The organism is Mobiluncus curtisii ATCC 43063 (genome assembly GCF_000196535.1).
GTDB classification, from domain to species: Bacteria; Actinomycetota; Actinomycetes; order Actinomycetales; family Actinomycetaceae; genus Mobiluncus; species Mobiluncus curtisii.
On the sequence record NC_014246.1, the window covers coordinates 510,982 to 534,478 of the forward strand.

Consider the following 23,497-nt stretch of genomic DNA (forward strand, 5'->3'; position numbering starts at 1 on the left):
ACCGGACTCATCCGTTTACTCAGTATCAGGAGTCAGCTTTCGCGCTCTCACTAGGTTCATCCCCTGATTTCCTTTCTAGGCGCGCTTGTGCAACCGGATCAGCACTGAGCGGGGTATGCGGCTTGCCCAGGTAGCGCTTATCCCGGCGCCACCACGGCATGATGCCCACCCAGCCATCTTCGGGAGGAACCAAGGTATCCGGCTCAAATCCCAGTTCCATGGGGGTTTGCGGGATTTGATCGACAATGAAGTACTTGTCTTTATTATCGAAGTGAGCCAGCACGACCTTGCGGAACGCTCCGAGTTCACAGAACAGCACTCCAGTGATGGGATTACGTTTCTGCCCGATAATCTTGTACAGCCAGTAACCGAACAAAGCCACATTGGAAATCAGCGCCAGCCAGGCACAGACAATGTTTGCCACCGGGTTCATCGTCGCGTAGTTGAACATCCCGGAGGGTTGCACCAGCAGTTCGGGCAAGATGTTGTTCGCCGCAATCCAGAACATGAGGGTGAAACACCTAAACCATATCCACTGACCTTTCGCCCACGTGAAAGCGGGAATGGTACACGCCAGCAACAGGGCAAACGTACAGTACCAGGTGTAATCAGCCAGCGAATTGTACAGGAAAGCGTGATTCCACAGGTCGTAGGCAATAATCCAGGGCCACACCATATCCACCCAGATGAGTCCTTTGACTTTCTGGTTCGGCTGGGAAGTAATGGCAATCTTTCCCAGACCGGTGATGGTGATGATGTTCAGCACTCCTGCCAGCGCTGAAAGCAAGTTCCAGTATCCCCCGATGGTACGGAACCCGGTTGCAGGATCGATACCGACATGGGCTTGCGCAAAGTTGGCAGCCACCGCCTGATACCATGCCTCGGTTCCCACCGCGGCAGCGACGCCGCGTGTCTCGGGCAGTCCCGGAATCATGGGAATGCTGTGCGCTTGGTCGATGGCTTGCAGACACTGCCAGTCGGCAGCGCAGGAATAGTATTCACTGGCCTGCAAGAAAATGGTGACATCACGGATATTGGCCTCCATGATGTTCACCGCCAGTCCAATCCAGAGCGCCAGACCAAACCAGAAAGCATAGCGGTGCGCCTTAAGCGGATGGCGTTTCCCATAGAACAGCAAGAATCCGGTCATAGTGGCGGTGAGAATCATGATGGTGAACTTTCCGAAGGGGAACCATCCCACCATGGGAATACCGTGGGTAATCACGTAAGGCATTACCGCGATGCCCCCTACGGTCCACAAAACAAAAATTGTCCAGTTCCAGCGACGGTTTATCTCAGCTATTGCAATTTGAGCCAATAAAACCACAATCCAGAACAAATAGACTCGCGGAGTTCCGATTTCCCACAATCCTAAGAAAGTATTCACCACTGCTCCTTTGTAACGGCTTATTGCCTTATAGTGTAGAACTCCCAATCATTGTTTTCATTAGGACGTTAGTCCCAAAATGAGTTTTATAAATCTCTCGATTCAAACGCACCCATTTTTCGCAATAGTGTGTTAGTTTCCTGTCAATAGGTTTTATATTCGGATGATTCTGAAGTGAATCCTTTTTTGCATCTATCGGCTTCGTCCTCACGGCATTACTCCGCGAGGAGTTAGGAACTCGTTAAATACAATGGCTACGTCACCTAAAGGAAAATGCTTCTGGAAACTTGCCGGCCTCGCGGCAGTTCCCATATTCGGAGGAGTGTTCGCGTTTTCGCAGCTCAGCGGGAAAGCAACTCGGGCAGAACAGGACTGGGTCTACCCCGCCGATGACATTATTGACCTGAACTACCAGAATGGTAAATCCTCGACTTATGCCATTGATATTGATGCCCCTGCTTATGCGGTTTATCGCATTTTGAAACAAATCGGGGTGCAAAAATCAGGCTCATTCAGCAGCGAATTTCTCGAAAGGACTTTCGCGCGTCTTCCCTTTTATAATCACTATGAAATTCAGGAAGAATTTCAAACTCCGGACGCTATTCAACCCGGCGATATTGCCGGTTTTGATTACCAAGGTATGTCTATGGAATGGGCGGATGTCGTGCCCGGCAAATACCTGGTGCAATGGGTCGATACCAAGAACCCTCCCGCTGCCCCCGGCAGCTATGCTTTCCGTTTCCCGTTCATGAAGCATTACGCCGCGGCGTGGTGTTTCTACGTTATTCCTCTCAAGGGCGAACGGTGCCGGCTGCTCAACCACTGGCGAGTCGGTTTCGAGCCAGATAACCTCTACACTCGCGCCATCAACTGGATTAATATCGAACTGGTCGGCGGCGTGATGGCACACATGCAAAATATCTACGTCAAGCGAGTCGCCGAGTTCCGCAAGAAACAGCAGTGGCACGGCAAATTCATGCGCGGAGCCTTGGGTGGACGCTTCTTCCGCTCCGGGACCCCGGCAGGTCGCTGGGACGGAACCCCACTGTTTGAGGACACCTATACGCAATGGTTCCGCTACGGGCGCCGCAGCCCCGCGGTGGCTGAAATCCGACCTCCCGTCACCGACAACCCCAACTGGCCACCCACCGAACCGGGCAACCCGTGGGAAGACACTGTTGACCCGGACTACTACGTAGACTGGAGCGAGCCGGAGTTCAGCTGGGATGAACAAATCCGCCAAAAGCGCGAACGTACCTATCTGCCGGGATGGGGTAAGCATCAGTCGAAGGCGGGTGACTAATCATGGTCATGCCTGCAGAGGCTCCCAACCTGTTCTTTTTTGAGGTGGGGCAATGGTGGGATTTCGCGATGCTTTTCCTGGTCATCGCGGTATTAGCCGCCCTCGCCTGGCTCGCTATTCGCTTTAAGTGGGCTGCCATCGCGCTGTTCATCGTAGTGCCGGTGCTGCTCACGATTTTCTGGTGGCCACACTCGATTCCGGGCACCCAAAGTGAGGGCTGGTTCGCCATCGCTAAACAGTACTCGGCGCTAGCCGGCTCGCTGTGTTTAGTCGCTTTGCAGTACTTCCCTAAGCTGCGTCGCAACCGGTTCTACCTGCTGATTCCTCCAATTATTCTCTCAATCAACATCCTCGAAGCCGTAATTCGAGACTTCCAATGCTATTCCCTGCACGGAAATGTGAATAACGGTATGTGGGTCTGGGGCGGTCCGTGGAACATCATGAACGGTATCGCGGGGATTCTGAACCTGTTGATGATTGCCGGCTGGACCGGAATCTATGTGTCAAAAACGAACCGTCACATTATCTGGACTGACCTCACGATTGGCTGGATTATTGCCTACGACCTGTGGAATGTGGCGTACTGCTACAACTGTCTCTCAGATCGGGCCTGGTATTCGGGCGTAGCGCTGCTGTTGTCCTGTACGATTCCAGCATTTATGACGATGGGCAGAGGCGCCTGGATTCAGTATCGCGCCTACACCCTGACGTTCTGGTCAGCGTTTGTGCTCTCGTTCCCGCACTTCACCCAAGACTCCATGTTCACTCACGTGGCGAGTCAAAACCACGCCGCACTGTTCCTGCTGTCTTTCCTGGCGCTGGCAGCCAACGCGGGACTGGCGGTCTATCACGTGTGGAAGATTGTCAAAACCAAGCGCAATCCGTTTAAGACCGAGCTGTACACGGATTTGCCACAAAACGTTAAGATTATCCGCCGCACCGCAACTGACGAGGTCAAATCTCGTATCGCGGCTCGGTTAGGAAAGACTCCTCAAGAACTGGGGTACCTGGACTAACAAGGCTGTCAATAACCGGCTCGGGAGACTCTCTCGAGCCGGTTATTTGTATCTACGCCTCCGGGCAGCCAGAAGTTCAGTCAACTGCCTTAAAAGCGTCGGTGCTGGGAATTTCGTCTATCCCAGCCTGTGCCATCTCTTCACGGGCTGCTTCCCCTAGCTCTGCTGAAACTGGAACGGTGAGGTCCTCAAAGACGCGGGTCGGCCAACCCAAATCCAGGGCATCCAAAGCGGTGTCTTTCACACAGTGCGATTCCGCGATACCGACCACATCTACATCGGTAATGTCGGCGCGACGCAAAATCTCTTCCAAAGTATCCCCCGACTTGTTCACCCCTTCAAAGCCGGAATAAGCCGCCGCATACTGACCCTTCTTAACGGAATCATCAAAAGGGAGGGAGGCAATAGCGTCGTGCAGTTCCGCTTCTGCGGTGCCCGCTATCCCGTGAGGAGGCCAGGTGTCTATAAAGTCTGGATGGTCGGAGAAATGCGCTCCCGGGTTAATATGCCAATCCTGAGTGGTGACAATAATCTCGTATTCGTCCTCATGCTCAGTGACAAAGTCCGCAATCCGCTCGGCAACCTCGTTGCCCCCAACCACCCCTAGGGCTCCGCCTTCACAAAAGGTCGGTTGGACATCGACAATCAACAATGCACGTTTCATTTCGGCCATAATTCCTCCGTATGATTCTGGGGATACCTCTATTATGACCCAAAAAAGCCGATTGTAAGCCGCCACGTAAAAACCAAAAATCCCCGCCTGACGCGAGGATCTGGTGGCTCCGACCGGCGTCGATCCGGTGACCTAACGATTTTCAGTCGTTCGCTCTGCCAACTGAGCTACAGAGCCAACGTTCGTCTTAGCTTGTGACCATCGACGAACTGCGACCCTGACGGGACTCGAACCCGCGACCTCCGCCGTGACAGGGCGGCGCGCTAACCAACTGCGCTACAGGGCCATTCAAGGCGCAAGCCCGAAGGCTTGCCAGTACTCCCAACGGGATTTGAACCCGTGTTGCCGCCGTGAAAGGGCGGAGTCCTAGGCCGCTAGACGATAGGAGCGTCGCCTAAGCCCAGGGGGCTAAGGACTTGAAATAGTCTAAGTGAAAAATGCTCAGAGTGCAAAACCTCGCTTCCCCTCGGCCAGTTTAGGCACGATAACCTATGCTAGATACATGAGTTTTGTGTTCAGTCCGACCCCGGAACCAAATCCAACCCCAGACAAAGCAGTGAAGGAAGTCTTGGAAACTTCCTTGGACATTATGGCGGTTTTAGCTGCCAGTTTGGTCTGTATCGTGGCGTTGTTGGCAGCCGCCCAAGTTATCGGATTTTTGTTGCGACGCTGGGGACGCAAACACCGACTGATTAAATACATGGAGCGCCGCTCTCGCGTAGGTGGGTCTTTGACCTGTATCGCCTTAGGGGCGACGATTGGGTGGTACTGGACTGTACGCGACCACAACGTTCCCGGTTACGGCACAATTTCGCACGGCTTGCTGATTTTGATGATTATTGCCGTGACGGTGTGGCTGATTGAACTCTGTGCCGTCCTGGAGGACATGACCCGGACACAGCTAGAGGGCGGGTCGAAACCAAATCGTTTGGTGACGCAAGCCCAAGTCATGCACCGGGTTTCACAAGTTTTCTTTGGGGTGTTCGGGGCTATCTCAATTGCATTGACATTCCCAGAAGCGCGTGCCGCCATGGGTTCAGTGCTGGCGTCCGCGGGCATTATTTCTTTAATCGCTGGTATTGCTGCCCAAGGGGTGTTGGCAAACATGTTCGCGGGGCTTCAGATTGCTTTCTCCGACCCGATTCGAGTGGGTGACGTCGTCGTTGTCCAAGGTCAGCAAGGCACGATTGAAGAAATTACGCTGACGTATATAGTGATTCATCTGTGGGATGAACGCCGCCTCATCCTACCGTCCAAGAAATTTACCGAGGAACCTTTTGAAAACTGGACTAAACGAGACACCCACCTGTTAGGGGTCGTGGAACTGCGCGTGGATTGGCGTCTGCCCTTGGCAGCTTTCCGCAACGAAGTCGACCGACTGCTCTCGGAAACAGACTTGTGGGATGGGCGCACTTCCAGCGTGCAGGTCACAGATAGTTCCGTTGAAACCATGCTGGTGCGGTTGGTCGCCAGCGCCGCAAACTCTGGAGATCTGTGGGATCTCAAGTGCTACCTGCGGGAACGCTTGATTGAGTGGATTGAAAAGGAAGCTCCCTATGCTCTGCCCCGCCGCCGCGTTGAAACTGACAAAGTTACAGAAGTGCACCTCCCGGTCGATGAAATCGAGATTGAGAAACAAGCTCGCGAACTAGCTATCGCGACCATCCGGAAAACGAACAGCAGCCGTCACGCCGCAGCCACCAAAAAGCAAGCGACTGAAGCTGCCCCGACCAGCCCTTATGGGGAGCCACTTTTGGATCAGTATGCCCGGAAGATTCAAGAAAAACGCCGCTCCTGGAGATTTAAGGCCCGGCGGCTAGATGAAACTCATAATGAGAAATCGGAACAGCTGCCCCCTTCCCGAGACGCTCTGCAAGATACCAGAGTGCTGAGCACCACTGCCACGATAACTGGTGACCGGCTCTATTCCGGGACTCCAGATGCAGAGGAACGTCGCAAACTTGTCACGGGACCCAAACAATCTGAGGAAAAAACAACTGCTGACAGCGACACCACGACCGCGGACACCACCACCCCGTCTTCTGAGGAGACTCAGAAATGAGCCGAAATAAACGCTTTCGAAAGTCCGCCCCGCCTCGCCGCTACGCAACGCCCCAAACTTTGCCAAATCCGGATTTTTTGCGGGTTATTACCTGCAATCTGCAGTGGGGCACCCCCGCGGAGGGATGGACTGATGTCCAAAAGGCGAATTCGCGGGCGGAAGCGTTTATCCGGGGACTGGGCGAACGCTGCCGCAGCCTGTTCAAATCGGGTTCGGTCAACACCCGCACCCAGCTGACTGAAGAAAACCTAAAACAGACCGCCCAGGTACTCCAACAGTTAAAACCGGATATTTTGGCACTGCAGGAAGTCGACAAAGGACAGCGGCGTTCCGGCTACGTCCGGCAAGCGCGTGTGTTAGCAGAGGCGCTACGCCTGCCCTACTGGCGTATCGGAGCGTCCTACGCGGGTCAGTCCCAAGTCCTGCACCGCCGCCCTTTGGACAGCGAATTAAAGGCCGAGAGCGGGTACGGTATCGCCCTGCTCTCACGCTGGCCAGCGAAATCTTGGCACTTTAAACGTCTTGGCAGAGTCCGGGCGCGGATAGTTTGGGGCAGCGACCCGTGGAAAGGCTTTTCTCACGGCTTTCTCGAAGGGTTACGTGACCTTCCCGCGGCCGCAAAAGGGACGGGGGTACGGTTTGGTCAGATGCGGGTGCTGTTGGCAGCTCGATTGGCTACACCGCTGGGCACCGTCGCGCTCGGCACGACCCACCTGGAGATTCACCGTCCCACGGCAGCTTCTCAGCTGAGGCGCGCCTGGCGTTCCCTCTATCATTTGCGTTCTGAATCTTGCCTGCTGGTGGGAGATTTCAACCTGCGTGATTACCAAATCAACAAGGTGCTGCAACCTTTGCCCACGGAACAGCACCCCGAGCTACACGCGGCTATCCCGTCATATCCGGCAGACAAGCCGTGGATTGCCCTGGATCAGCTGCTAGGCAACGGTTGGGAGCTGGTGGGCGAACCGCAAGCTTTACGCCTGCCCATCTCGGACCACCGCGCGGTCATCTACGATATACGCCCTGTAAAGACCGCTCAATAGTTCCCTACCTCACCGTTTCAGCCCGCCAAACTGACTAACCCTAACAGGTAAAAAGTATCCCAGGCTGATGATGACACCAACCTGGGATACTCTTGAAACTAAATGAACTTAGCCGCGGAAACGCGGGAATGCGGACTTGCCAGCGTAAACGGCAGCATCACCGAGCATATCCTCGATACGCAGCAGCTCGTTGTACTTGGCAACGCGTTCGGTACGAGCCGGAGCGCCGGTCTTAATCTGACCAGCATTGGATGCCACTGCCAGATGCGCGATAGTGGTGTCCTCAGTTTCACCCGAACGGTGCGAAGTCATGGTGTGGAATCCCGCCCGATGAGCCATCTCAATAGCTTCGAGCGTTTCGGTCAGTGAACCAATCTGGTTGACCTTTACCAGCAGAGCGTTTGCCACGCCTTCCTTGATACCGCGCTCCAGACGCTCGGGGTTCGTAACGAACAGGTCGTCACCCACCAACTGCACCTTGTCACCAATGGCGGCGGTGAGTTTCTGCCAGTCCTCCCAGGCTTCTTCGTTCAGCGGATCCTCGATGGAGACAATCGGATACTTTTCGATCAGTTCCTCGTAGTATTTCTCCATGTAAGCCGCGTCGCGGGCTTCGCCCTCGAAATTGTACTTACCGTTGTCATAGAACTCGGAAGAAGCCACGTCCAAAGCCAGCGCCACATCCTTGCCGGGCTTGTAACCAGCCTTTTCGATAGCAACCAGAATCAAATCCAGAGCTTCCGCGTTAGACTCCAGGTTCGGGGCGAAACCGCCTTCGTCGCCCAAACCGGTAGCCAGACCCTTGTCCTTCAAAACGGACTTCAGGCAGTGGTACACCTCGGCGCCCATACGTAACGCTTCGGCGAACGTCTCGGCACCGATTGGCGCAATCATGAACTCTTGAATATCGACGTTGGAATCCGCGTGAGAACCACCATTCAAGATATTCATCATCGGCACCGGCAAGACGTGAGCGTTCGGACCACCGAGATACTCGAACAATTCCAGACCGGCATCTTCTGCCGAAGCCTTCGCTACTGCCAGGGACACCCCCAGAATCGCGTTTGCTCCCAGTTTGCCCTTATTGGGAGTGCCGTCCAGGTCCATCATCGCCGCGTCAATGCTGCGCTGTTCGACGGTATCAAATCCCACCAGTTCGGGGGCGATGATGTCGTTTACCGCCTTGACCGCCTTTAATACGCCTTTACCCTGGTAGCGTCCCTTATCACCATCGCGGAGTTCCACCGCTTCGAACTGACCGGTCGAGGCACCGGACGGAACCGCAGCGCGGACCATACCCCCTTCGTACTCAAGCTCTACTTCCACCGTGGGATTACCACGGGAATCAAGAATTTCGCGACCGTAAATACTTTCGATGATTGCCAACTGAGTCTCCTTATGTGACAGGTTGTTATTCTTCCGCCGCTCCGCCCTAAAGAGGGTACAGGCAGCCACTACTATTATTTCCTAAAAATGCGCATTTGTCCGAGGATTTCTCCCCGGACAAACAAATTTTCTTTGCGAATTATCGTTCCGGCTGCCGCCGCAAAACTTTGCTTACTGCTGCCCCTGCCCCATCATCTGCATCTGTGTGGCGCGCTGCTGGATAATTTGGATGGTTTGGTTCATCCGATTCGACAGTTTCGCGTTCTTGAGGTCGAAACCGGATTTGTAAGCCTTTTCAATTTGGGCTGCCAACTGCGGATTGACCGTTTGCACACCCAACTCGTGAGCGACTGCAGGGTCTGTCGCTGTGGCACACAGCAACAGTTGCATGACGTCGTGCGTCTCGGGAGACATCTTTGCGGGGTTCACCTTAAACAAATCGGTTTTAATCTCATCGAGCTGCGGACACTGCGAGAGCAAATCCTGACCGCCTTCGTGGAGAGTCCGCAAATAGCGCAGGGCATAAATGCGCGCGGTCTGCATTTCCGCGGTGTCGTTGAGATTAATTCCCGCCTCGGCCAGTTCTTTGGTGACCGTTCCGAGTTGGGATTCGGTGACGACCCAGCCGTCACCATAGGCAGCTACTCCTGGTTTTGCTTCACATCCGCTCAGAAGTCCCCCCGCGAGCGCCAGCGCGACAACACCCGTCATCAGCTTGGTCGCTGTTTTAGTGGTCTTGGTCACGAGGGACTTTTCCGCCATCGTCTTTCCCTTCAATAGTCCGACCCAACGTTCCCATCTTAGCTTTTCTTTGACCGGGGAGGGAATTTTAAGCTAGCGGTTTAATAATGCCCCGAATGATTTTTTGGACCCATTCCAGCAGCTCTAAATCCACGATGGGAGTCTCGCTCAACCCATTTTTCCGAGTCGGTGCAGGTATGAACAATTCACGCGTCGCCAATTTTACCCGCGCTCCCGGATACATGCGCTGCAGCCGAGCCATCTGCGAATCCGCCAGTTCGACGGGCGCAAAGCGAATAAATTTGCCCATGACTTTAATCTCTTGCACTTTTTGAGCCCGCGCCAAGTTACGCAGTTTTGCTACTGCCCCCAAGCGTTCCAACGGTTCCGGAGGTCGCCCGTAGCGGTCGGTCATTTCCTCCAACAGTTGATCGATTTCCTCATCGGTAGTCGCTGCGGACAGACGTGTATAGGCATCGAGACGCAGCGACTGCACATCCAGATAGTCCTCGGGAATAAAGGCATCTATGGGCAGCTCAATGGACACACTGGTGTCTTCGGGGGCTTCCTCGCCTTTATAGGTCGCAACTGCCTCACCCACCATGCGCACATAGAGGTCAAAGCCCACCCCGGCGATGTGTCCAGACTGCTCACCGCCCAATAAGTTGCCAGCACCTCGGATCTCCAGGTCTTTCGTAGCGATAGCCATCCCGGAGCCTAACCCGGTGTTGGTTCCAATCGTTTTCAGCCTCTCAAAAGCTGTTTCATTCATGGTGGTGCCCGGCGGATAGAGGAAGTAAGCGTAGCCACGTTCCCGCCCGCGGCCGACTCGTCCGCGGAGCTGATGCAGCTGCGAGAGGCCAAACCGATCGGCACGATCCACGATGATTGTGTTGGCGTTGGTCACATCCAAGCCGTTTTCGACAATCGTCGTGGACACCAACACATCGAATTCTTGGTTCCAGAAATCCACCATGACCGATTCCAGCTGTTTTTCTGACATTTGCCCGTGCCCCACTCGCACCCGCGCTTCGGGCACCAGCTCGGCCAGGTGAGCGGCAATCCTATTGATTGATTGCACCCGGTTATGCACGAAAAATACTTGACCATCACGCAAAAGCTCGCGCCGGATTGCTGCCGCAACCTGTTTATCTGAGTAGGCTCCCACGTAGGTCAAGACCGGGTGGCGGTCCTCCGGCGGGGTGGTGAGGGTGCTCATGCCGCGAATCCCGGTGATTGCCATCTCCAGGGTGCGCGGAATCGGGGTGGCGCTCATCGTCAAGACGTCAACGTCGGCACGCAAAGCCTTTAGGGCTTCCTTGTGCTCCACCCCGAAACGTTGCTCTTCGTCGATTACCACCAGACCCAAGTCTTTGAAACGAACGTTTCCGGACAGCAGGGCGTGGGTGCCGATGACCACTTCGATGGAGCCGTCTTTTAACCCGGCTTTAATCTGGGCAGCTTCTTTCGCCGTAGTAAAGCGAGACAGCGCCGCCACCGTCACCGGGAATCCCGCAAAACGGCTCGTAAATGTTTCGGTGTGCTGGCTGACCAGCAGGGTGGTCGGCGCTAAAATCGCCACTTGCTTGCCATCTTGGACCGCTTTAAACGCCGCACGGACCGCAATCTCAGTTTTTCCGTAACCTACATCACCACAGACCAGCCGATCCATCGGGACGGTTTGTTCCATATCGTGCTTGACTTCATCAATGACCGTGAGCTGGTCGGGAGTTTCGACGAACTCGAAACTATCTTCCAGTTCCCGCTGCCAGGGGGTATCCGGGCTGAAAGCATGTCCTTTGGAGGCTTGCCGGATGGCGTACAGTCGCACCAGCTCACGAGCGATTTCTTTGACCGCTTTGCGGGCTTTGGACTTGGTCTTTGCCCAATCTGCTCCGCCCATCTTTGACAGGGTTGGAGATTCTCCACCCACATATTTTGAGAGCAAATCCAGGGAGTCAGTAGGCACCCACAGCTGGTCAGCGGGTCCGTTGCGTTTGCTGGGGGCATATTCCAACACCACGTATTCTTTCGAGGTGGTTTCCCGGCCTCGCCCCATGGTGCGCTTCGCCAGTTTCACGAAGCGTCCGATGCCGTGGTGCAGGTGAACCACGTAGTCGCCCTGGGTCAACGTCAGGGGGTCAATAGCTTTGCGTCGTCTGGCGGGAAGGTTTGCCTTGTCGGCAGTGTGGCGGGATTTCTTTTTTCCCAAGACCTGTGCCTCGCTCACCACCAACAGCTGCGCGGTGGGGACTTGGTATCCTTCGTCCAGGGGCGCCACCGTAATCTGTACGGTTCCGTCGTTCTGCGATGTTGCGTCCTTCACCACTTTCGCCGGGACATCAGCCTCGCTGAGCACATCCCGCAGCCGGCTCGCCATTCCCTTGCCGGTCGTAGTAATCACTACATTCCAGTTTTTCGAAGCTAAATCGCCGATTGTACCAATCAGTCCAGTTTCTCCGGCGAGAGGCTCCATCACGATTTGCGCCCCCACGTTTTGAGCGTTCTCGCCCACCGCAAAAGGAGAGACGAACACCGTGTCCATGTGCGCCTCTTGTGCCGCAGCATGAAGCTGCTCCAAGGTCAAAAATGAAGCTTGTTCAATCTCCAGGGGCACTTCCCCGCCACCCGCGGCCGCCGACCAGGAAGCTGCCAGGAACTCTTGGGTAGTTTCTACCAGTTCTGTAGCACGAGCTTCCAACCGGGGACGATCGGTCGCCACCAGTCGGGCACCGGGTGGCAGCAGAGAAAACAGCGGCACCATTTCTGCACCCAGCAGGGGACTCAAGGATTCCAAGCCTTCGCCGTATTTGCCCTCGGCTGCCAGGTTGAGTATTTCGGCAGCCTGCGGCATCTGACCAGCAAGGCTGGCAGCCAGTTTTCGTGCCGTATCGTCGAGGAGCAGTTCGCGACAAGCGGGGGCGACCAGCGTTCGGATGTCGCCGCCGAAAGTCCGCTGATCCGATGCCGTAAACGCGCGGATGGTGTCTACCTCATCACCAAACAGTTCGATACGCACCGGGTGGGCAGAGGTGGGAGAAAAAACATCAAGCAGCCCTCCACGCACCGCAAACTGACCGCGCGCTCCGACCATATCAACGCGTTCGTAGCCCAAACGCAACAAATTTGCGGCCATGGTGTCGCGGTCATAGGTGTCTCCCACCTGCACGGTAAACAGGGGATAGTCAGCTATATGCGCATTTACCGGGGCTAGCGCGGCTCGCACGGGCATGACCAGGAACTGAACCGCGTCTTGCGGATGAGGATGCGTCACCCGGTGTAAAGCCCAAATCCGGCGCGCCATCGTGTCGGTGCGGGGAGAAAGTCTCTCGTGAGGCAAGGTTTCCCAGTCAGGAAACAACTCCACTCCAGCGGTATAGGCTCCCAATTCACGAGCCAATTGGGTGGCGGCACGGGTGCTCGGCGCGAGGACCACGGTCAGCCTTTCGTCGCTGCCGGGCAAGCCCGCGATGAGCGGGGCATAAAAGCCGGGTGGGGCTACGTATTCGCTCGCCGTATCCGCCCTGTCAGGCTCCAGACCTGCCAAAGCATCCCCAGTCACCTCCAGTAAACCGTGCAAACTCATGAATGTACCTGACCCCCCGAGCTCAGCCCCTACCTTTTGCAGGCGCCGCCCCCTACTTGGGGTTGCCCAAATGTAGTCTGGCTTGAGCTTTCGCCAGACCGTTCTCTGCAATATCCGTCACACATTGTACCGCTCGGTCCAGAACCTCATCGAGGATACTTTGCTGCGACTTTGGGATACGCCCTAAAACCCAATTGATGACATCAAAACCCCCGCCAGGCATCTTCACGGGGCGTCCGATGCCAATGCGTAAACGTGCAAAGTCTTTCGTACCCAAAGCTTTTTGGATGGATTTAAGCCCGTTGTGACCCCCGTCGCTGCCGCCAACTTTCAGCTTGGCGTAACCCATTTCAAGGTCTAACTCATCATGAACCACCAGCAAACGGTCTGACCCAAGCCGATAATAGTCCAGCAGTTCTTTCACCCCCGGACCCGATTCATTCATGTATGAGCCAGTATGCGCCACGATAATCTTGGGCGCGTCAACCCCGTAGCCCAAGCTCACCGTCGCCACGCGCGCCACCACTCCCGCACGCGCTAGAGACTGATTCCGATATGCCTGACCCGACTGCTTCACAAAGCAATCAGTCACCATATATCCACAGTTGTGCCGCGTTCCGGCATATTTGTCACCGGGATTGCCAAGCCCCACCACGAGCCAGGTTCCCTCCTTGTCCAGCAGACGAGAAGGATCTAAACGTGGTTCGTGAGTGGGGCTCATCAGCAATCCAAATCAGTGTCCGGAAACCGCTATTATTCAGCAGCTTCTGCGGAAGCATCCGCAACCGGAGCCTCCGCAGTTTCATCTTCTGCCGCCGGGGCTTCAGGAATATCAGCTTCCTGCGGAGCGGCGACGCTCAAAACAATCGCTTCCGGATCGGTCTTGGCTTCTACGCCCGCAGGCAGCTTAATGTCGGCTACGCTCAGCACCACGCCGTCTTCCAGACCATCCACGTTAACTTCAATCTTTTCCGGAATATCAATAACCGGGGCAAAAATTTCCATATTCAGCAGGTCCTGGTTGGCTACCAAACCAGACATGGGCTCACCAATGATTTCGATAGGTACTTCCACGTCCACCTTTTCGTCAGCCTTCACCAGCAGCAGGTCCATGTGCATAATCTGGCGCTTTACAGGGTGACGCTGAATGTCCTTAACCAGGACCATCGCCGGATCTTTGAGTCCCTTCAGGGAAATAACAGCGTTCGGGTTATCCTTCACCAACAGGAAAGTATCGTGGTAGGGCAGCAACAAGTGCACCGGATCCGTGCCGTGACCGTAAAGCACTGCCGGAATCTTGTCGGCAACTCGTGCGCGACGAGCAAAGCCCTTGCCAAAATCAGTGCGCGGTTCAACTTGCAAAGTGGGGTTATCAGCCATGGTTTTGTATCCTCCAAAATTGTACTCAGTTTGTGTTTTCCCCGGAGGACCACGGATTCCTGTTGCGGGCTCTCTTTTCCGAAGTTTCGTCCCTCCCCTTACAGGTCGACAGACGAATCCGTTTCCTGTCACCAGACAGAAAAACCCGCCTTGCTCGAAAGCAAAAGCGGGCGAAGGGCATCCAGCAAAAGTTACCGGGCCGCGTCGATAACGGTTCGCGCCACGGAATGACCGCCGCGCTCCCCCTCGCCGAGGCAACCTGATAATAATAGCGAAAACCCCGTAATTTTACTAATTTGCAGAAACTTTAACCTCCTGTGTCTCTCGCTGTCCGGGTGTAAATCTGATCAGAATCAATATTTGGGTATACCTAAAGATAAAATGTGAAACAATGATTCCATGAACGAAACCATCGATGTCCAGCTAGAGCATCGCACCATCCGCGAGTTTAAATCGGATCCTATTCCTGAGGATATTTTCCAAACCCTCATGGACGTTGCCATGCACACCCCCACGTCACGCGGGATACAAAGTGCGTCGATTATCCGCGTCAAGGATCAAGCAAAGCGTGAAAAACTGGCTGAAATCGGTGGTCAAGAATATGTCGCTCGCGCCCCGGAGTATTTGCTGTTCATCGTGGACTTAGCCAGGGCTGCAGCTATCCTGCAAGAGATGGGCTTGTACCCCCAATCAGCTGCCACAATAGATACGTTCCAAGAAGGATTCACCGATGCGGTCCTGATGGTTCAAAACGTGGTGGTAGCCGCCGAGTCTTTGGGGCTGGGAGCCAACATTTTAGGCAATATTTTGAACGAGCCTAAAGGGGTCATCGAGGCTATCGGTCTGCCCCTCTACACTTTCCCGGTACTGGGACTGACGTTGGGATACCCTGGCGAAAACCCACAGCGGAAACCGCGGATGCCCAAAGAATTCCGAGTCATGACCGACACCTACGTGCGTCCAGATTCCTACCTGGAAGCCCTCAAAGATTACGACGCACAGATGCGCGAATACTATGACCTGCGCAATAAGGGCAAGCGCGAGGACAAGTTTACGAATCAAATCTTCCAGAACTTAGGCAAGGTTCGCAATCGTCGTGCCTCCATCCTGGATGACATTGAATCTCAGGGATTCCTGATGCACCCCTAGAGTAAAGCTCTAGGGGACTCACACCGGATTTACTCAAACAGGGCAGTTACAGAGCCTTCTTCAAAGACCTGACGAATTGCCCTGGCTAACAATGGTGCAATCGGCAAGACCTTGAGTTGCGGGAAGCACTTGTCCGGAGGAATCGGTACCGTATCCGTAACGATAACTTCACGGGCGCCGCATTCGCTCAGACGCTTTGCTGCGGGGTCAGAAAACACCGCGTGCGTCGCCGCTACCAGCACGTCCTTTGCTCCGGCGTGCTTCAAGACCCCCACGGCTTCGGCAATTGTGCCACCGGTATCAATTAAGTCGTCTACCAGCACGCAGGTCCGCCCGGCAACGTCGCCCACCACACGATTAGCTACCGCCACATTGGGACGAGAGGTATCGCGAGTCTTGTGCACAAAAGCCAGAGGGTATCCACCCAAGCGATTAGCCCACTTTTCAGCCACGCGAATTCGACCGGCATCCGGAGACACCACGGTCACGTTATTCAAATCCACGCGGGTGCGGACGTAATCAATCAACACTGGCATCGCCTGGAGGTGATCCACCGGACCGGTAAAGAAGCCCTGTTCCTGCGAGGCGTGCATATCAATACTCATTAAGCGAGAGGCCCCAGCTGTCTTGTACAAATCCGAAATCAGACGCGCCGAAATCGGCTCTCGACCTTGGTGCTTCTTATCTTGACGTGCGTAGGGATACAGCGGGGCAACCACGGTAATGCGTTTAGCGCTGGCACGCTTCAGGGCGTCAATCATGATGAAATGTTCCATCAACCACTTGGAGACATTGCCAGAAATTGACTGGATGCAGAACACGTCGCAGCCGCGCACTGACTCGTTGTACCGCACATAGATTTCTCCCGAGGCAAAGTCGTAAATCGTAGTCGGCAGCACCTCCACGTCAAGTTCTTTAGCGACCTGTTCAGCCAGTTCGGGATGCGATCGTCCGGTCACAATCACCAAACGCTTACGTGGGGTATCAAACAACTCTGCCATTCGTGTTTCCTTCTTTTATTGGAGTTTTTTCTGTTGTTGCAAGGGTTTTTTCGCAGGTATTACCGTCCCTGCAGTGTACGGGGACTAATTATCACCCGCGGTTTTATCCGGGGAGTTTTCTTTGGCTTGTTCAGCCCGCATGGCTTCGATGGCGGCGATAGTTTCGGGTCGATGTTCGGCGACCCAACCAGGAATTTGGCGCATGTGGAAATCATTGACTGCCAAATTCCCCTCCGGGATGTCTTGACGGACGATAGTTCCCCCACCGGTATAAACGCCGTCACCGATATTGACCGGGGCAATGAACACGTTATTAGCGCCGGTCCGGCAGTGCGAACCAACATTCGAGTGATGTTTGTGCACCCCATCGTAGTTAGCAAAGATTGTAGCGGCGCCGATGTTAGTGCCTTCCCCGATGGTGGCATCCCCCACATAAGACAGGTGCGGGATCTTGGTACCCCGCCCGACCTGGATGTTTTTGGTTTCGCAAAAGCCTCCGACCTTCGTGCTCTCCGACAGAATGGTTCCCGGACGCAAGTAGGTAAAAGGTCCGATATATGAATGCGCTCCGATTTCAGAGGACAGACCGTGAACTCGAAAGACTTCCGCGTCGTCCCCCACTTTCATATCAATAAGGGTCGAGTCCGGTCCAATACGGCAATCCTCACCAATGGTGGTGTGACGGCGCAGCTGCGTATTGGGATAAATCGTGGTGTCCTGACCAATGGTCACGTCAGCATCAATCCATGTCGTAGTCGGGTCGATGATGGTGACACCCTGGAGCATCCAGTACCGAGTCCGGCGGCGATTGTATTCGGCTCGCAGCTCAGCCAGCTGCGCTCTATCGTTACAGCCTTCCGCTTGTGCCGTGTCCGCCAACAGCACCGAAGACACTTTCAGTCCTTCCTGCCGGGCAGCCTTAATCGTGTCGGTCAAATAGATTTCCCCTTGGTCGTTGTTTGTCGACAGGGTCGGGAGGCAGCGGTTTAAGAATTCCGCCCCAAAAGCGTAAATCCCCGCGTTCACCTCTTTGATTTGCTTCTGCGCATAGGTTGCATCGCGTTCCTCGACGATACCGGCGACGTGCCCTGCCACCCGCTGAATTCGCCCGTAGCCAAAGGGGTTGGCTATCTCGGTGGTCAGCAAGCACAACGCCGCGCCCTCCTCTTCACGAGTCTCTGCGAGAGACAGAATCGTGGAGGAATCAAGCAACGGCACATCAGCGGAAGTCACCACCAAAGTGCCTGTCGCGACTCCCAGTTCCTCGAGCTTCTGCAAAGCACACCACACGGCTCGACCGGTGCCGGGCACATCATCTTGGTGCGCAATCACGATGTCAGGATTGACCGCCAGAGCTTCGGCAGCGACGGCATCAGCCTGGTGACGAACCACTACCACGATGCGTTCCGGTTCAATTTCCATAGCGGTGTGGATAGCGTGAGAAAGCAGGGTGCGCCCTGCGAAAGAGTGCAAGACCTTGGCTTTCTTAGACTTCATACGAGTGCCTTGGCCTGCCGCCAAGATTACGATGGTGGTGACGTTGGTCATGTTCCTATCCTAGCGCCTTGCCCGACCCTAAAAAGCAAAAAGTTCCGCCCCCAGGATTCGAACCCAGACTAAAGGTACCAAAAACCTCTGTGCTGCCATTACACCAGGGCGGAATGCGCCGCTGACTACAATCAAGACAGCGCCTGTCCATTTTGCCATTTTTCAACTTTTTTAGAAAGTTGAGACTGCTAATTAGCTCTCCCATATCTTGCCGGTATCGCGGGTACTGACCGAATTGGCAGAATTATTTTGTTCTGAGCGCCCGGATTTTGAGAGGTTTCCCATGGGTGCCGGGGAACATAGACCCAGGATACAAAGATTTCTCCGCGACAAAGATTCTCGACCTCGAGTATTATTAAAGAAATTTTTTCCGGCAATAGGACGGTAGTATGGTTCCCCCTTCCGCTTTACCTGATGGTGACGAAGTCGACGGCATCCTTAAGGCTTGGCGTGCCCTGCTTCCCCATGCTGATTTAACTCCACTTTCAGTGTTTTCCCGCGTGTCACGTCTCGCTCGCCACCTCGACCAGGCGCGCCGCGAGGCGTTTTCTTCAGTAGACCTGGAGCCTTGGGCTTTCGATGTGCTTTCCGCTCTGCGCCGGGCAGGAGAGCCTTTTTCTCTGACACCGGGAGTGCTCATGCAGCAATCGCTGGTATCCTCCGGGACGATGACGAACCGCATCGACCGTTTGGAAGAACGCGGACTGGTACGTCGCTGCGCCCATCCGGAGGACCGTCGCGCCATCCTGGTGGAACTCACCGAAGAGGGCAAGAAACACGCCGATGCCGCGATTACCAAACTTATGGCTACGGAACGTGACTGGCTGGGGGATCTTTCCGAAGCGGACGTTAACGAATTAGCGCGCCTGTTGCGAGCCGTGCTCCTCCCCTTCGATGCCCAGTCGCGGTGAGAAAACCGGAGAGATGCGTTTTCCGCAACTTTCGCGTTCAGTCCCCAGACAGTCCACGGCTTGAGTATCTGAACAGCCATCTCGCACTTTATTCATCTACCCCAACTCTCAATGCGGGCTGCTGCCGAAGCTGGTCTGGTCAGGGCACTTTCCCAATCAGCTGCATACCGGTCCGGTGGCGCTGAACACACACGCTACCAAAGGATGCGCCTCCAGCCTCGCCGCCACTATTTTTTGGGAGGACGCATCTGGGCACAAAGCGGCAACGGTCGGACCGGAGCCGGAAACGAGAGCTTTCAAAGCCCCCGCCTGCTCTGCCGCGACGATAATTTGGGATAGCTCGGGGAAAATGCTTAGGGCTGCGGTCTGCAAATCGTTGTGAAGGTATCCAGCCAGTTCAGCGGGATTCCCATCCAGAGCTGCTAGGAAGTCGGGCGAAAGTGCGGAAGGTAGGGGCTGCGGATGCGAAACCATCCTGTCGAAAGCTTTAAAAACTTCCGGCGTGGACAGACCACGAGGAGAAACCGCCAGGACCCAGTAGCATTTTGTACCGACCGGTAAACTCTGCATTCTGTCTCCGAACCCAAGCCCCAAAGCGTTTCCCCCGGTTAGACCGTAAGGCACGTCCGCGCCCAGTTTCGCCCCCAGAGACTGCAGATCGCTGCTGGTGAATCCCAGTTCGTAAAGCTGGTTCACAGCATATAACACCCCGGCGGCATCGGCTGACCCTCCTGCCATACCACCTGCCACCGGAATATTTTTCTCAATCTTTATGCTGGTGAAGGGCACTGTGGCACCAGTTTCACGCAAGGTCCGAACCGCTTTGAGAGCGAGGTTTTCCGGTCCGTCCAGGTTCTTTGGTCCAGTCAATCCGGGAGCCAGCACAGTATGAACCATATCTGTTTCGCCTGCATCACGGGGTTCTACCGTCAGATATTCTCCCAGATCCAGGCACTGGAATACCGTCAGTAGCTCGTGTCGTGGCTGCCCAGCAGGACGCTGCCCCACCTGAAGCAACAGGTTCACTTTTCCGGGTGCAAACACTTTGAGGCGCCGTCCCGGTTCATTCTCGAGAATCCTCACGCCACTCATTTTGTATCATTCGTTCCATAAAGTTTTGCAGCTGCGATTTTCGTGAAGTCGATGACACTGAGACGTTCAGCCCGCAATCCCGGTGTGATTCCAGCCGCTTCCAGCAAATTGGCAGCCGCGTTGGGGGAACCGGCATACCCAGCCAAGGACTGCCGTAACGTCTTGCGGCGCTGCGAAAATGCCGCATTCACAGCCGCGAACACTTCCTGCCGCAACGTTTCGATTGCCTCATCCGTCAAGCCTTCTGCGCTCGGTTTCAGGTCGTCCTTGAGTCGTTGACGCACCTCTAAACGCCGAAACTCCACCACGGTTGAATCCACATTCGGGACAGGATAAAACACATTCCGCCCCACTTTAAAAGCACGCTTCGCTCTGCCCCACCACGCCAGTTTGACGCTGGGAGCCCCGTAATCGCCGTCAGCGACTCCAGCCACCCAGCGATCCGCCACTTCGGCTTGCACCATAACCAGAGCGCTCTCCAGACCTGGCAGTACTTCCAAGAAATGCAGCAACAAGGGGGTGGCGACATTGTAGGGCAGGTTCGCTACCAACCGGTGTGGCGCTGCCCATCCCGCGGGGAGTTCTAGGTCTGATTCACCAGCAATCTCCAGAGCATCTTGGGTCATGACGCACAAGTCCGCGCTGTTCGCACCATGTTGAGCGACCGTCACCGGGAGGGCAGCAGCCAACCGCTGGTCAATCTCAATAGCGATGACTTTGCAGCCTAGTTCCAACAACGCCAGAGTCAAAGACCCCAGTCCCGGACCAATTTCCACAACCGTGTCGCCGGGGGAAATCCCTGCTGCAGCCGCAATACGTCGCACAGTCCCCGGATCGGTGACGAAATTTTGACCTTTTTTCTTACTCGGAGATACCTCTAAGAGCGCACAGAGCTCTGAGACATCGCGAGCACCTAACAAAAACACGTCCGAATTTTAGCGCAGACCGAGCTTCCGGGAGCACGCCGGCCACTGTCCCCAACCTGAACGAGCTTGCAGAATTTGAGCCCGGTGGGTCTGTTCTTCTGCCGAAGCCTCCGACGGCAGACCGGAACCTCCTACCGCCCGCCAAGTCGGCAGTGTGAACTGGTACATTCCGTAGAACCCATTGCCTGTGTTCGTATCGGGGCGCCCCCCGGCCTCACAAAATGCCAGTTTGCTCCACACGTCACCGGTCGCGGCAATAGGTTGCGAGGCAGGACGTTTCTTTGTCCCGACCGTAACCTTTTCGTTGACCGGTTGAGTCACGACATTTTCGCTCAAGACTTCTTCGGACGAAACCACACCGTCAATGCTGCGCACTTTCTTGGTGATTTCTTTTTCCCCGGTCGTGCCCTTTTGCGTCACGACCTTTTCATCAGCAAACTTCGAATCATCCTTGATAGTTTCGGTTTCGAACTGAATCGGCTCGCTCACCGTGACGTTTTCTTCCGTGATGCGCTGCACCTGCACGATAGGCGCCACACCGGGGTTAAACAGCACTTGGACGGTGTCCAAGCCGGTCAGCTTCACTTTGTTGCGATCCAGGATGTCCTCGGGCGCGAAGTCAGATTTCGCAGCTTTCATCTGTGCGGTGACCCCATCGTGAACCAACTGATAATTCTCACCCGGAGCAAAGAGTGCCAGGGGTAGACCATGCAAATCTTTGCCGCTGGTGCCCACGAATTGCACCGCTTGACCGTCCCAGAGAGACTTAATCGCCGCACTAGCGGAGTCTTCCGTGGTGTCGACATCTTTCCTGGTGCCGTTGACCATGACAGTTAAGCCACGCGAACTTTCGATAGTAATTTTCATCCCGTTCTTGACGGGGGTCTCGGGGGCAGGAATTACGGAATCTTTAGCACTAAAGCTCACACCGTTTTCAGCCAACAAATCTGATACCGTCGTACCCCAGCCACCGAATTCCTGGACCTTGCCGTCTGCGACCACGGTTGCGGTCTTATGCGCCATAGCAAATGCGGTACCGATACCGGTTCCCAGCACTAGGGTAGCTGCCAACGCGCCCACCAGGGGTATAAAGATTTTTCGTGGACCTCGAGCCGGTTTAATCTCCAGATGACGTGGGGCTCGTTTGGGGGATACGCTCATATTTGCAGTGTTCTCTTCCATCAACAAAAATGTTATCGAATCGTTATATTTTTGTCTAGTTCGTTACCTATTGTACACCTTCAGTTAACAAAAGCCACTGCTTTAACAATTTTAACTTTTCTAACATCCTGGTACTGACTTGAATGAATCCTAGAACCCGTAAACCTCGGTGGCGTTGCGAAAAGTTTGTTCGCGCAGCTCTTCGCTCGTTACCTGGGTCAACTCCGCCAAAAAGTCCGCGGTATGCCCAATCAGATAGGAGGCGTTGGGTCGACCCCGATAAGGCTGGGGCGTCAGATACGGAGCATCAGTTTCAATGAGGCGCAGATGCGCTGGCATTGCCAGGGCACCAGCTTGAATATCCCGATTAGCGGGGTAGGTCACGTTTCCCGCAAAAGACGCATACCACCCATTTTCTGCCAGAATTTCTGCCAATTCCTCGTCCCCGGAAAAGCAGTGAAAAACTGTCTTTTGCGGAGCTCCGCAGCGCTGTAACATTTCTACACAATCCTGATGGGCGTTACGGTCGTGAATCTGCAGGGGTAAATCCAATGCCTTGGCCAACTCGATATGCGCCGCAAATGCTTGCTTTTGCGCGTCCTTACCGGCTTCGGCAGTGCGGAAATAATCCAATCCGGTTTCCCCAATAGCGACCACCGTCTCTGGAAATTCCCGGGCGGTTTGCTCTACTGTCGCCAAGGCGTCATCGAGAGGGGTTTCCTGCCAGACTTCCCGCGTCTGCACCATGTTATCCGGTGCGGTATCCAGAATCCCCAGATGGCGCGGAGCATCGTTGGGGTGAATCGCCACCGCAAAACGCACCATTTCAAAAGCGGAACCGGCTAACCGTTCCCGGTCGGTTGACAGCACCTGGACTTCTGGAAGGCTGCACAGAGAGACAACCACACGCTGAACCCCGGCTTGTCCCGCCCGTTCCATTTGTTCTTCAGCACTCAGTCGCACTCCCGTGGAATCGCTAACGTAGTCCCCCGGCAACAGAGGCAGATGCGTGTGATTGTCAAACAATCTGCCGGTACCAAAGACCTGCGCTCCGCCTTCAAAAGGCTCTCCGCTCACCGGCACGGGTGGCCACACTTTCGGCTTTGACTTGCGCTTACTCACCTTGAGTCCT

The 23,497-nt window shown here is 55.0% G+C and carries 19 protein-coding genes and 4 tRNA genes; 6 read left to right on the forward strand and 17 right to left on the reverse strand.

What is annotated here, in order from left to right; genetic code table 11:
* Positions 1-25: 25 nt before the first annotated feature.
* The gene (locus tag HMPREF0573_RS02170) at positions 26-1,390 is read right to left on the reverse strand and encodes a DUF5692 family protein (protein WP_013188762.1); all 1,365 of its coding nucleotides are present in this window, start codon (positions 1,388-1,390) and stop codon (positions 26-28) included.
* Between the two features lie 247 nt (positions 1,391-1,637).
* Between HMPREF0573_RS02170 and HMPREF0573_RS02175 the strand changes: the two genes are divergently transcribed.
* Together HMPREF0573_RS02175 and HMPREF0573_RS02180 are read left to right on the forward strand one after the other, a co-directional pair.
* Positions 1,638-2,690, forward strand: a complete 1,053-nt coding sequence (locus HMPREF0573_RS02175; RefSeq protein WP_004008450.1) for a hypothetical protein — start codon at positions 1,638-1,640, stop codon at positions 2,688-2,690.
* A 2-nt stretch (positions 2,691-2,692) separates the two neighbouring features.
* Positions 2,693-3,706, forward strand: coding sequence for a DUF5692 family protein (locus HMPREF0573_RS02180; protein ID WP_004008451.1), 1,014 nt, complete (start codon positions 2,693-2,695; stop codon positions 3,704-3,706).
* A gap of 76 nt (positions 3,707-3,782) precedes the next feature.
* Here the strand turns inward: HMPREF0573_RS02180 and HMPREF0573_RS02185 are convergent, their stop codons facing one another.
* The 4 genes from HMPREF0573_RS02185 to HMPREF0573_RS02200 form a co-directional block, all read right to left on the reverse strand.
* Positions 3,783-4,379, reverse strand: coding sequence for an isochorismatase family protein (locus HMPREF0573_RS02185; RefSeq protein WP_004008452.1), 597 nt, complete (start codon positions 4,377-4,379; stop codon positions 3,783-3,785).
* A gap of 101 nt (positions 4,380-4,480) precedes the next feature.
* Positions 4,481-4,556, reverse strand: a tRNA-Phe gene (locus HMPREF0573_RS02190).
* A gap of 35 nt (positions 4,557-4,591) precedes the next feature.
* A tRNA-Asp gene (locus HMPREF0573_RS02195) sits at positions 4,592-4,665 on the reverse strand.
* Between the two features lie 30 nt (positions 4,666-4,695).
* Positions 4,696-4,768 (reverse strand) — tRNA-Glu (locus tag HMPREF0573_RS02200).
* Positions 4,769-4,881: 113 nt separating this feature from the next.
* Between HMPREF0573_RS02200 and HMPREF0573_RS02205 the strand changes: the two genes are divergently transcribed.
* Positions 4,882-6,441: a mechanosensitive ion channel family protein gene (locus HMPREF0573_RS02205; RefSeq protein WP_004008453.1), complete on the forward strand. Its 1,560-nt coding sequence runs from the start codon at positions 4,882-4,884 to the stop codon at positions 6,439-6,441.
* Positions 6,438-7,484 (forward strand): endonuclease/exonuclease/phosphatase family protein, encoded by a 1,047-nt coding sequence (locus HMPREF0573_RS02210; RefSeq protein WP_013188763.1) that lies wholly within the window; start codon positions 6,438-6,440, stop codon positions 7,482-7,484. The genes HMPREF0573_RS02205 and HMPREF0573_RS02210 overlap by 4 nt, the downstream gene beginning before the upstream one ends.
* 108 nt (positions 7,485-7,592) lie before the next feature.
* Here the strand turns inward: HMPREF0573_RS02210 and eno are convergent, their stop codons facing one another.
* The 5 genes from eno to HMPREF0573_RS02235 form a co-directional block, all read right to left on the reverse strand.
* Positions 7,593-8,870, reverse strand: a complete 1,278-nt coding sequence (gene eno, locus HMPREF0573_RS02215) for a phosphopyruvate hydratase (RefSeq protein WP_036324445.1) — start codon at positions 8,868-8,870, stop codon at positions 7,593-7,595.
* 171 nt (positions 8,871-9,041) lie between these two features.
* On the reverse strand, positions 9,042-9,632 hold the full coding sequence (locus tag HMPREF0573_RS02220; RefSeq protein ID WP_013188764.1) for a hypothetical protein: 591 nt from the start codon (positions 9,630-9,632) through the stop codon (positions 9,042-9,044).
* Positions 9,633-9,699: 67 nt separating this feature from the next.
* On the reverse strand, positions 9,700-13,197 hold the full coding sequence (gene mfd, locus HMPREF0573_RS02225) for a transcription-repair coupling factor (protein ID WP_013188765.1): 3,498 nt from the start codon (positions 13,195-13,197) through the stop codon (positions 9,700-9,702).
* 52 nt (positions 13,198-13,249) lie between these two features.
* Positions 13,250-13,918 (reverse strand): aminoacyl-tRNA hydrolase, encoded by a 669-nt coding sequence (gene pth / locus HMPREF0573_RS02230; protein WP_004008458.1) that lies wholly within the window; start codon positions 13,916-13,918, stop codon positions 13,250-13,252.
* Positions 13,919-13,950: 32 nt separating this feature from the next.
* A complete protein-coding gene (locus HMPREF0573_RS02235) occupies positions 13,951-14,577 on the reverse strand; it encodes a 50S ribosomal protein L25/general stress protein Ctc (protein ID WP_013188766.1) in 627 nt (208 codons plus the stop codon).
* Positions 14,578-14,976: 399 nt separating this feature from the next.
* Between HMPREF0573_RS02235 and HMPREF0573_RS02240 the strand changes: the two genes are divergently transcribed.
* Complete coding sequence (locus tag HMPREF0573_RS02240; RefSeq protein WP_004008461.1) at positions 14,977-15,726, forward strand: NADPH-dependent oxidoreductase; 750 nt, start codon at positions 14,977-14,979, stop codon at positions 15,724-15,726.
* 29 nt (positions 15,727-15,755) lie between these two features.
* On the opposite strand, the gene HMPREF0573_RS02245 is transcribed toward HMPREF0573_RS02240, so the two are convergent.
* The 3 genes from HMPREF0573_RS02245 to HMPREF0573_RS02255 all read right to left on the reverse strand — a co-directional run bounded on the left by HMPREF0573_RS02245 (position 15,756) and on the right by HMPREF0573_RS02255 (position 18,388).
* On the reverse strand, positions 15,756-16,727 hold the full coding sequence (locus HMPREF0573_RS02245; protein ID WP_004008462.1) for a ribose-phosphate diphosphokinase: 972 nt from the start codon (positions 16,725-16,727) through the stop codon (positions 15,756-15,758).
* 84 nt (positions 16,728-16,811) lie between these two features.
* Positions 16,812-18,275 carry a bifunctional UDP-N-acetylglucosamine diphosphorylase/glucosamine-1-phosphate N-acetyltransferase GlmU gene (gene glmU / locus HMPREF0573_RS02250; protein WP_013188768.1) on the reverse strand — a complete coding sequence of 488 codons (1,464 nt, stop codon included), beginning with the start codon at positions 18,273-18,275 and terminating at the stop codon, positions 16,812-16,814.
* A 42-nt stretch (positions 18,276-18,317) separates the two neighbouring features.
* Positions 18,318-18,388 (reverse strand) — tRNA-Gln (locus tag HMPREF0573_RS02255).
* Between the two features lie 276 nt (positions 18,389-18,664).
* On the opposite strand from HMPREF0573_RS02255, the gene HMPREF0573_RS02260 reads away from it, so the two are divergent.
* Positions 18,665-19,186 (forward strand): MarR family winged helix-turn-helix transcriptional regulator, encoded by a 522-nt coding sequence (locus HMPREF0573_RS02260; protein ID WP_013188769.1) that lies wholly within the window; start codon positions 18,665-18,667, stop codon positions 19,184-19,186.
* A gap of 156 nt (positions 19,187-19,342) precedes the next feature.
* Here HMPREF0573_RS02260 and HMPREF0573_RS02265 read toward each other — a convergent pair whose 3' ends face one another.
* The 4 genes from HMPREF0573_RS02265 to HMPREF0573_RS02280 form a co-directional block, all read right to left on the reverse strand.
* Positions 19,343-20,278: a 4-(cytidine 5'-diphospho)-2-C-methyl-D-erythritol kinase gene (locus HMPREF0573_RS02265; protein ID WP_013188770.1), complete on the reverse strand. Its 936-nt coding sequence runs from the start codon at positions 20,276-20,278 to the stop codon at positions 19,343-19,345.
* On the reverse strand, positions 20,275-21,204 hold the full coding sequence (rsmA, locus tag HMPREF0573_RS02270) for a 16S rRNA (adenine(1518)-N(6)/adenine(1519)-N(6))-dimethyltransferase RsmA (protein ID WP_013188771.1): 930 nt from the start codon (positions 21,202-21,204) through the stop codon (positions 20,275-20,277). Before rsmA ends, HMPREF0573_RS02265 begins: the two co-directional genes overlap by 4 nt.
* A 9-nt stretch (positions 21,205-21,213) precedes the next feature.
* Complete coding sequence (locus HMPREF0573_RS02275; protein ID WP_004008467.1) at positions 21,214-22,386, reverse strand: resuscitation-promoting factor; 1,173 nt, start codon at positions 22,384-22,386, stop codon at positions 21,214-21,216.
* 129 nt (positions 22,387-22,515) lie between these two features.
* Positions 22,516-23,487 carry a TatD family hydrolase gene (locus HMPREF0573_RS02280; protein WP_041797887.1) on the reverse strand — a complete coding sequence of 324 codons (972 nt, stop codon included), beginning with the start codon at positions 23,485-23,487 and terminating at the stop codon, positions 22,516-22,518.
* Between the last annotated feature and the right edge of the window lie 10 nt (positions 23,488-23,497).

Coding starts and splice junctions, on each gene's coding strand:
- HMPREF0573_RS02185 (WP_004008452.1), bottom strand. CDS start 4,379: ATGGCCGAAATGAAACGTGCATTGTTGATTGTCGATGTCCAACCGACC.
- HMPREF0573_RS02175 (WP_004008450.1), top strand. CDS start 1,638: ATGGCTACGTCACCTAAAGGAAAATGCTTCTGGAAACTTGCCGGCCTC.
- HMPREF0573_RS02245 (WP_004008462.1), bottom strand. CDS start 16,727: ATGGCAGAGTTGTTTGATACCCCACGTAAGCGTTTGGTGATTGTGACC.
- pth (WP_004008458.1), bottom strand. CDS start 13,918: ATGAGCCCCACTCACGAACCACGTTTAGATCCTTCTCGTCTGCTGGAC.
- HMPREF0573_RS02180 (WP_004008451.1), top strand. CDS start 2,693: ATGGTCATGCCTGCAGAGGCTCCCAACCTGTTCTTTTTTGAGGTGGGG.
- HMPREF0573_RS02220 (WP_013188764.1), bottom strand. CDS start 9,632: ATGGCGGAAAAGTCCCTCGTGACCAAGACCACTAAAACAGCGACCAAG.
- glmU (WP_013188768.1), bottom strand. CDS start 18,275: ATGACCAACGTCACCACCATCGTAATCTTGGCGGCAGGCCAAGGCACT.
- HMPREF0573_RS02205 (WP_004008453.1), top strand. CDS start 4,882: ATGAGTTTTGTGTTCAGTCCGACCCCGGAACCAAATCCAACCCCAGAC.
- HMPREF0573_RS02210 (WP_013188763.1), top strand. CDS start 6,438: ATGAGCCGAAATAAACGCTTTCGAAAGTCCGCCCCGCCTCGCCGCTAC.
- mfd (WP_013188765.1), bottom strand. CDS start 13,197: ATGAGTTTGCACGGTTTACTGGAGGTGACTGGGGATGCTTTGGCAGGT.
- HMPREF0573_RS02240 (WP_004008461.1), top strand. CDS start 14,977: ATGAACGAAACCATCGATGTCCAGCTAGAGCATCGCACCATCCGCGAG.
- HMPREF0573_RS02265 (WP_013188770.1), bottom strand. CDS start 20,278: ATGAGTGGCGTGAGGATTCTCGAGAATGAACCGGGACGGCGCCTCAAA.
- HMPREF0573_RS02235 (WP_013188766.1), bottom strand. CDS start 14,577: ATGGCTGATAACCCCACTTTGCAAGTTGAACCGCGCACTGATTTTGGC.
- HMPREF0573_RS02260 (WP_013188769.1), top strand. CDS start 18,665: ATGGTTCCCCCTTCCGCTTTACCTGATGGTGACGAAGTCGACGGCATC.
- HMPREF0573_RS02275 (WP_004008467.1), bottom strand. CDS start 22,386: ATGGAAGAGAACACTGCAAATATGAGCGTATCCCCCAAACGAGCCCCA.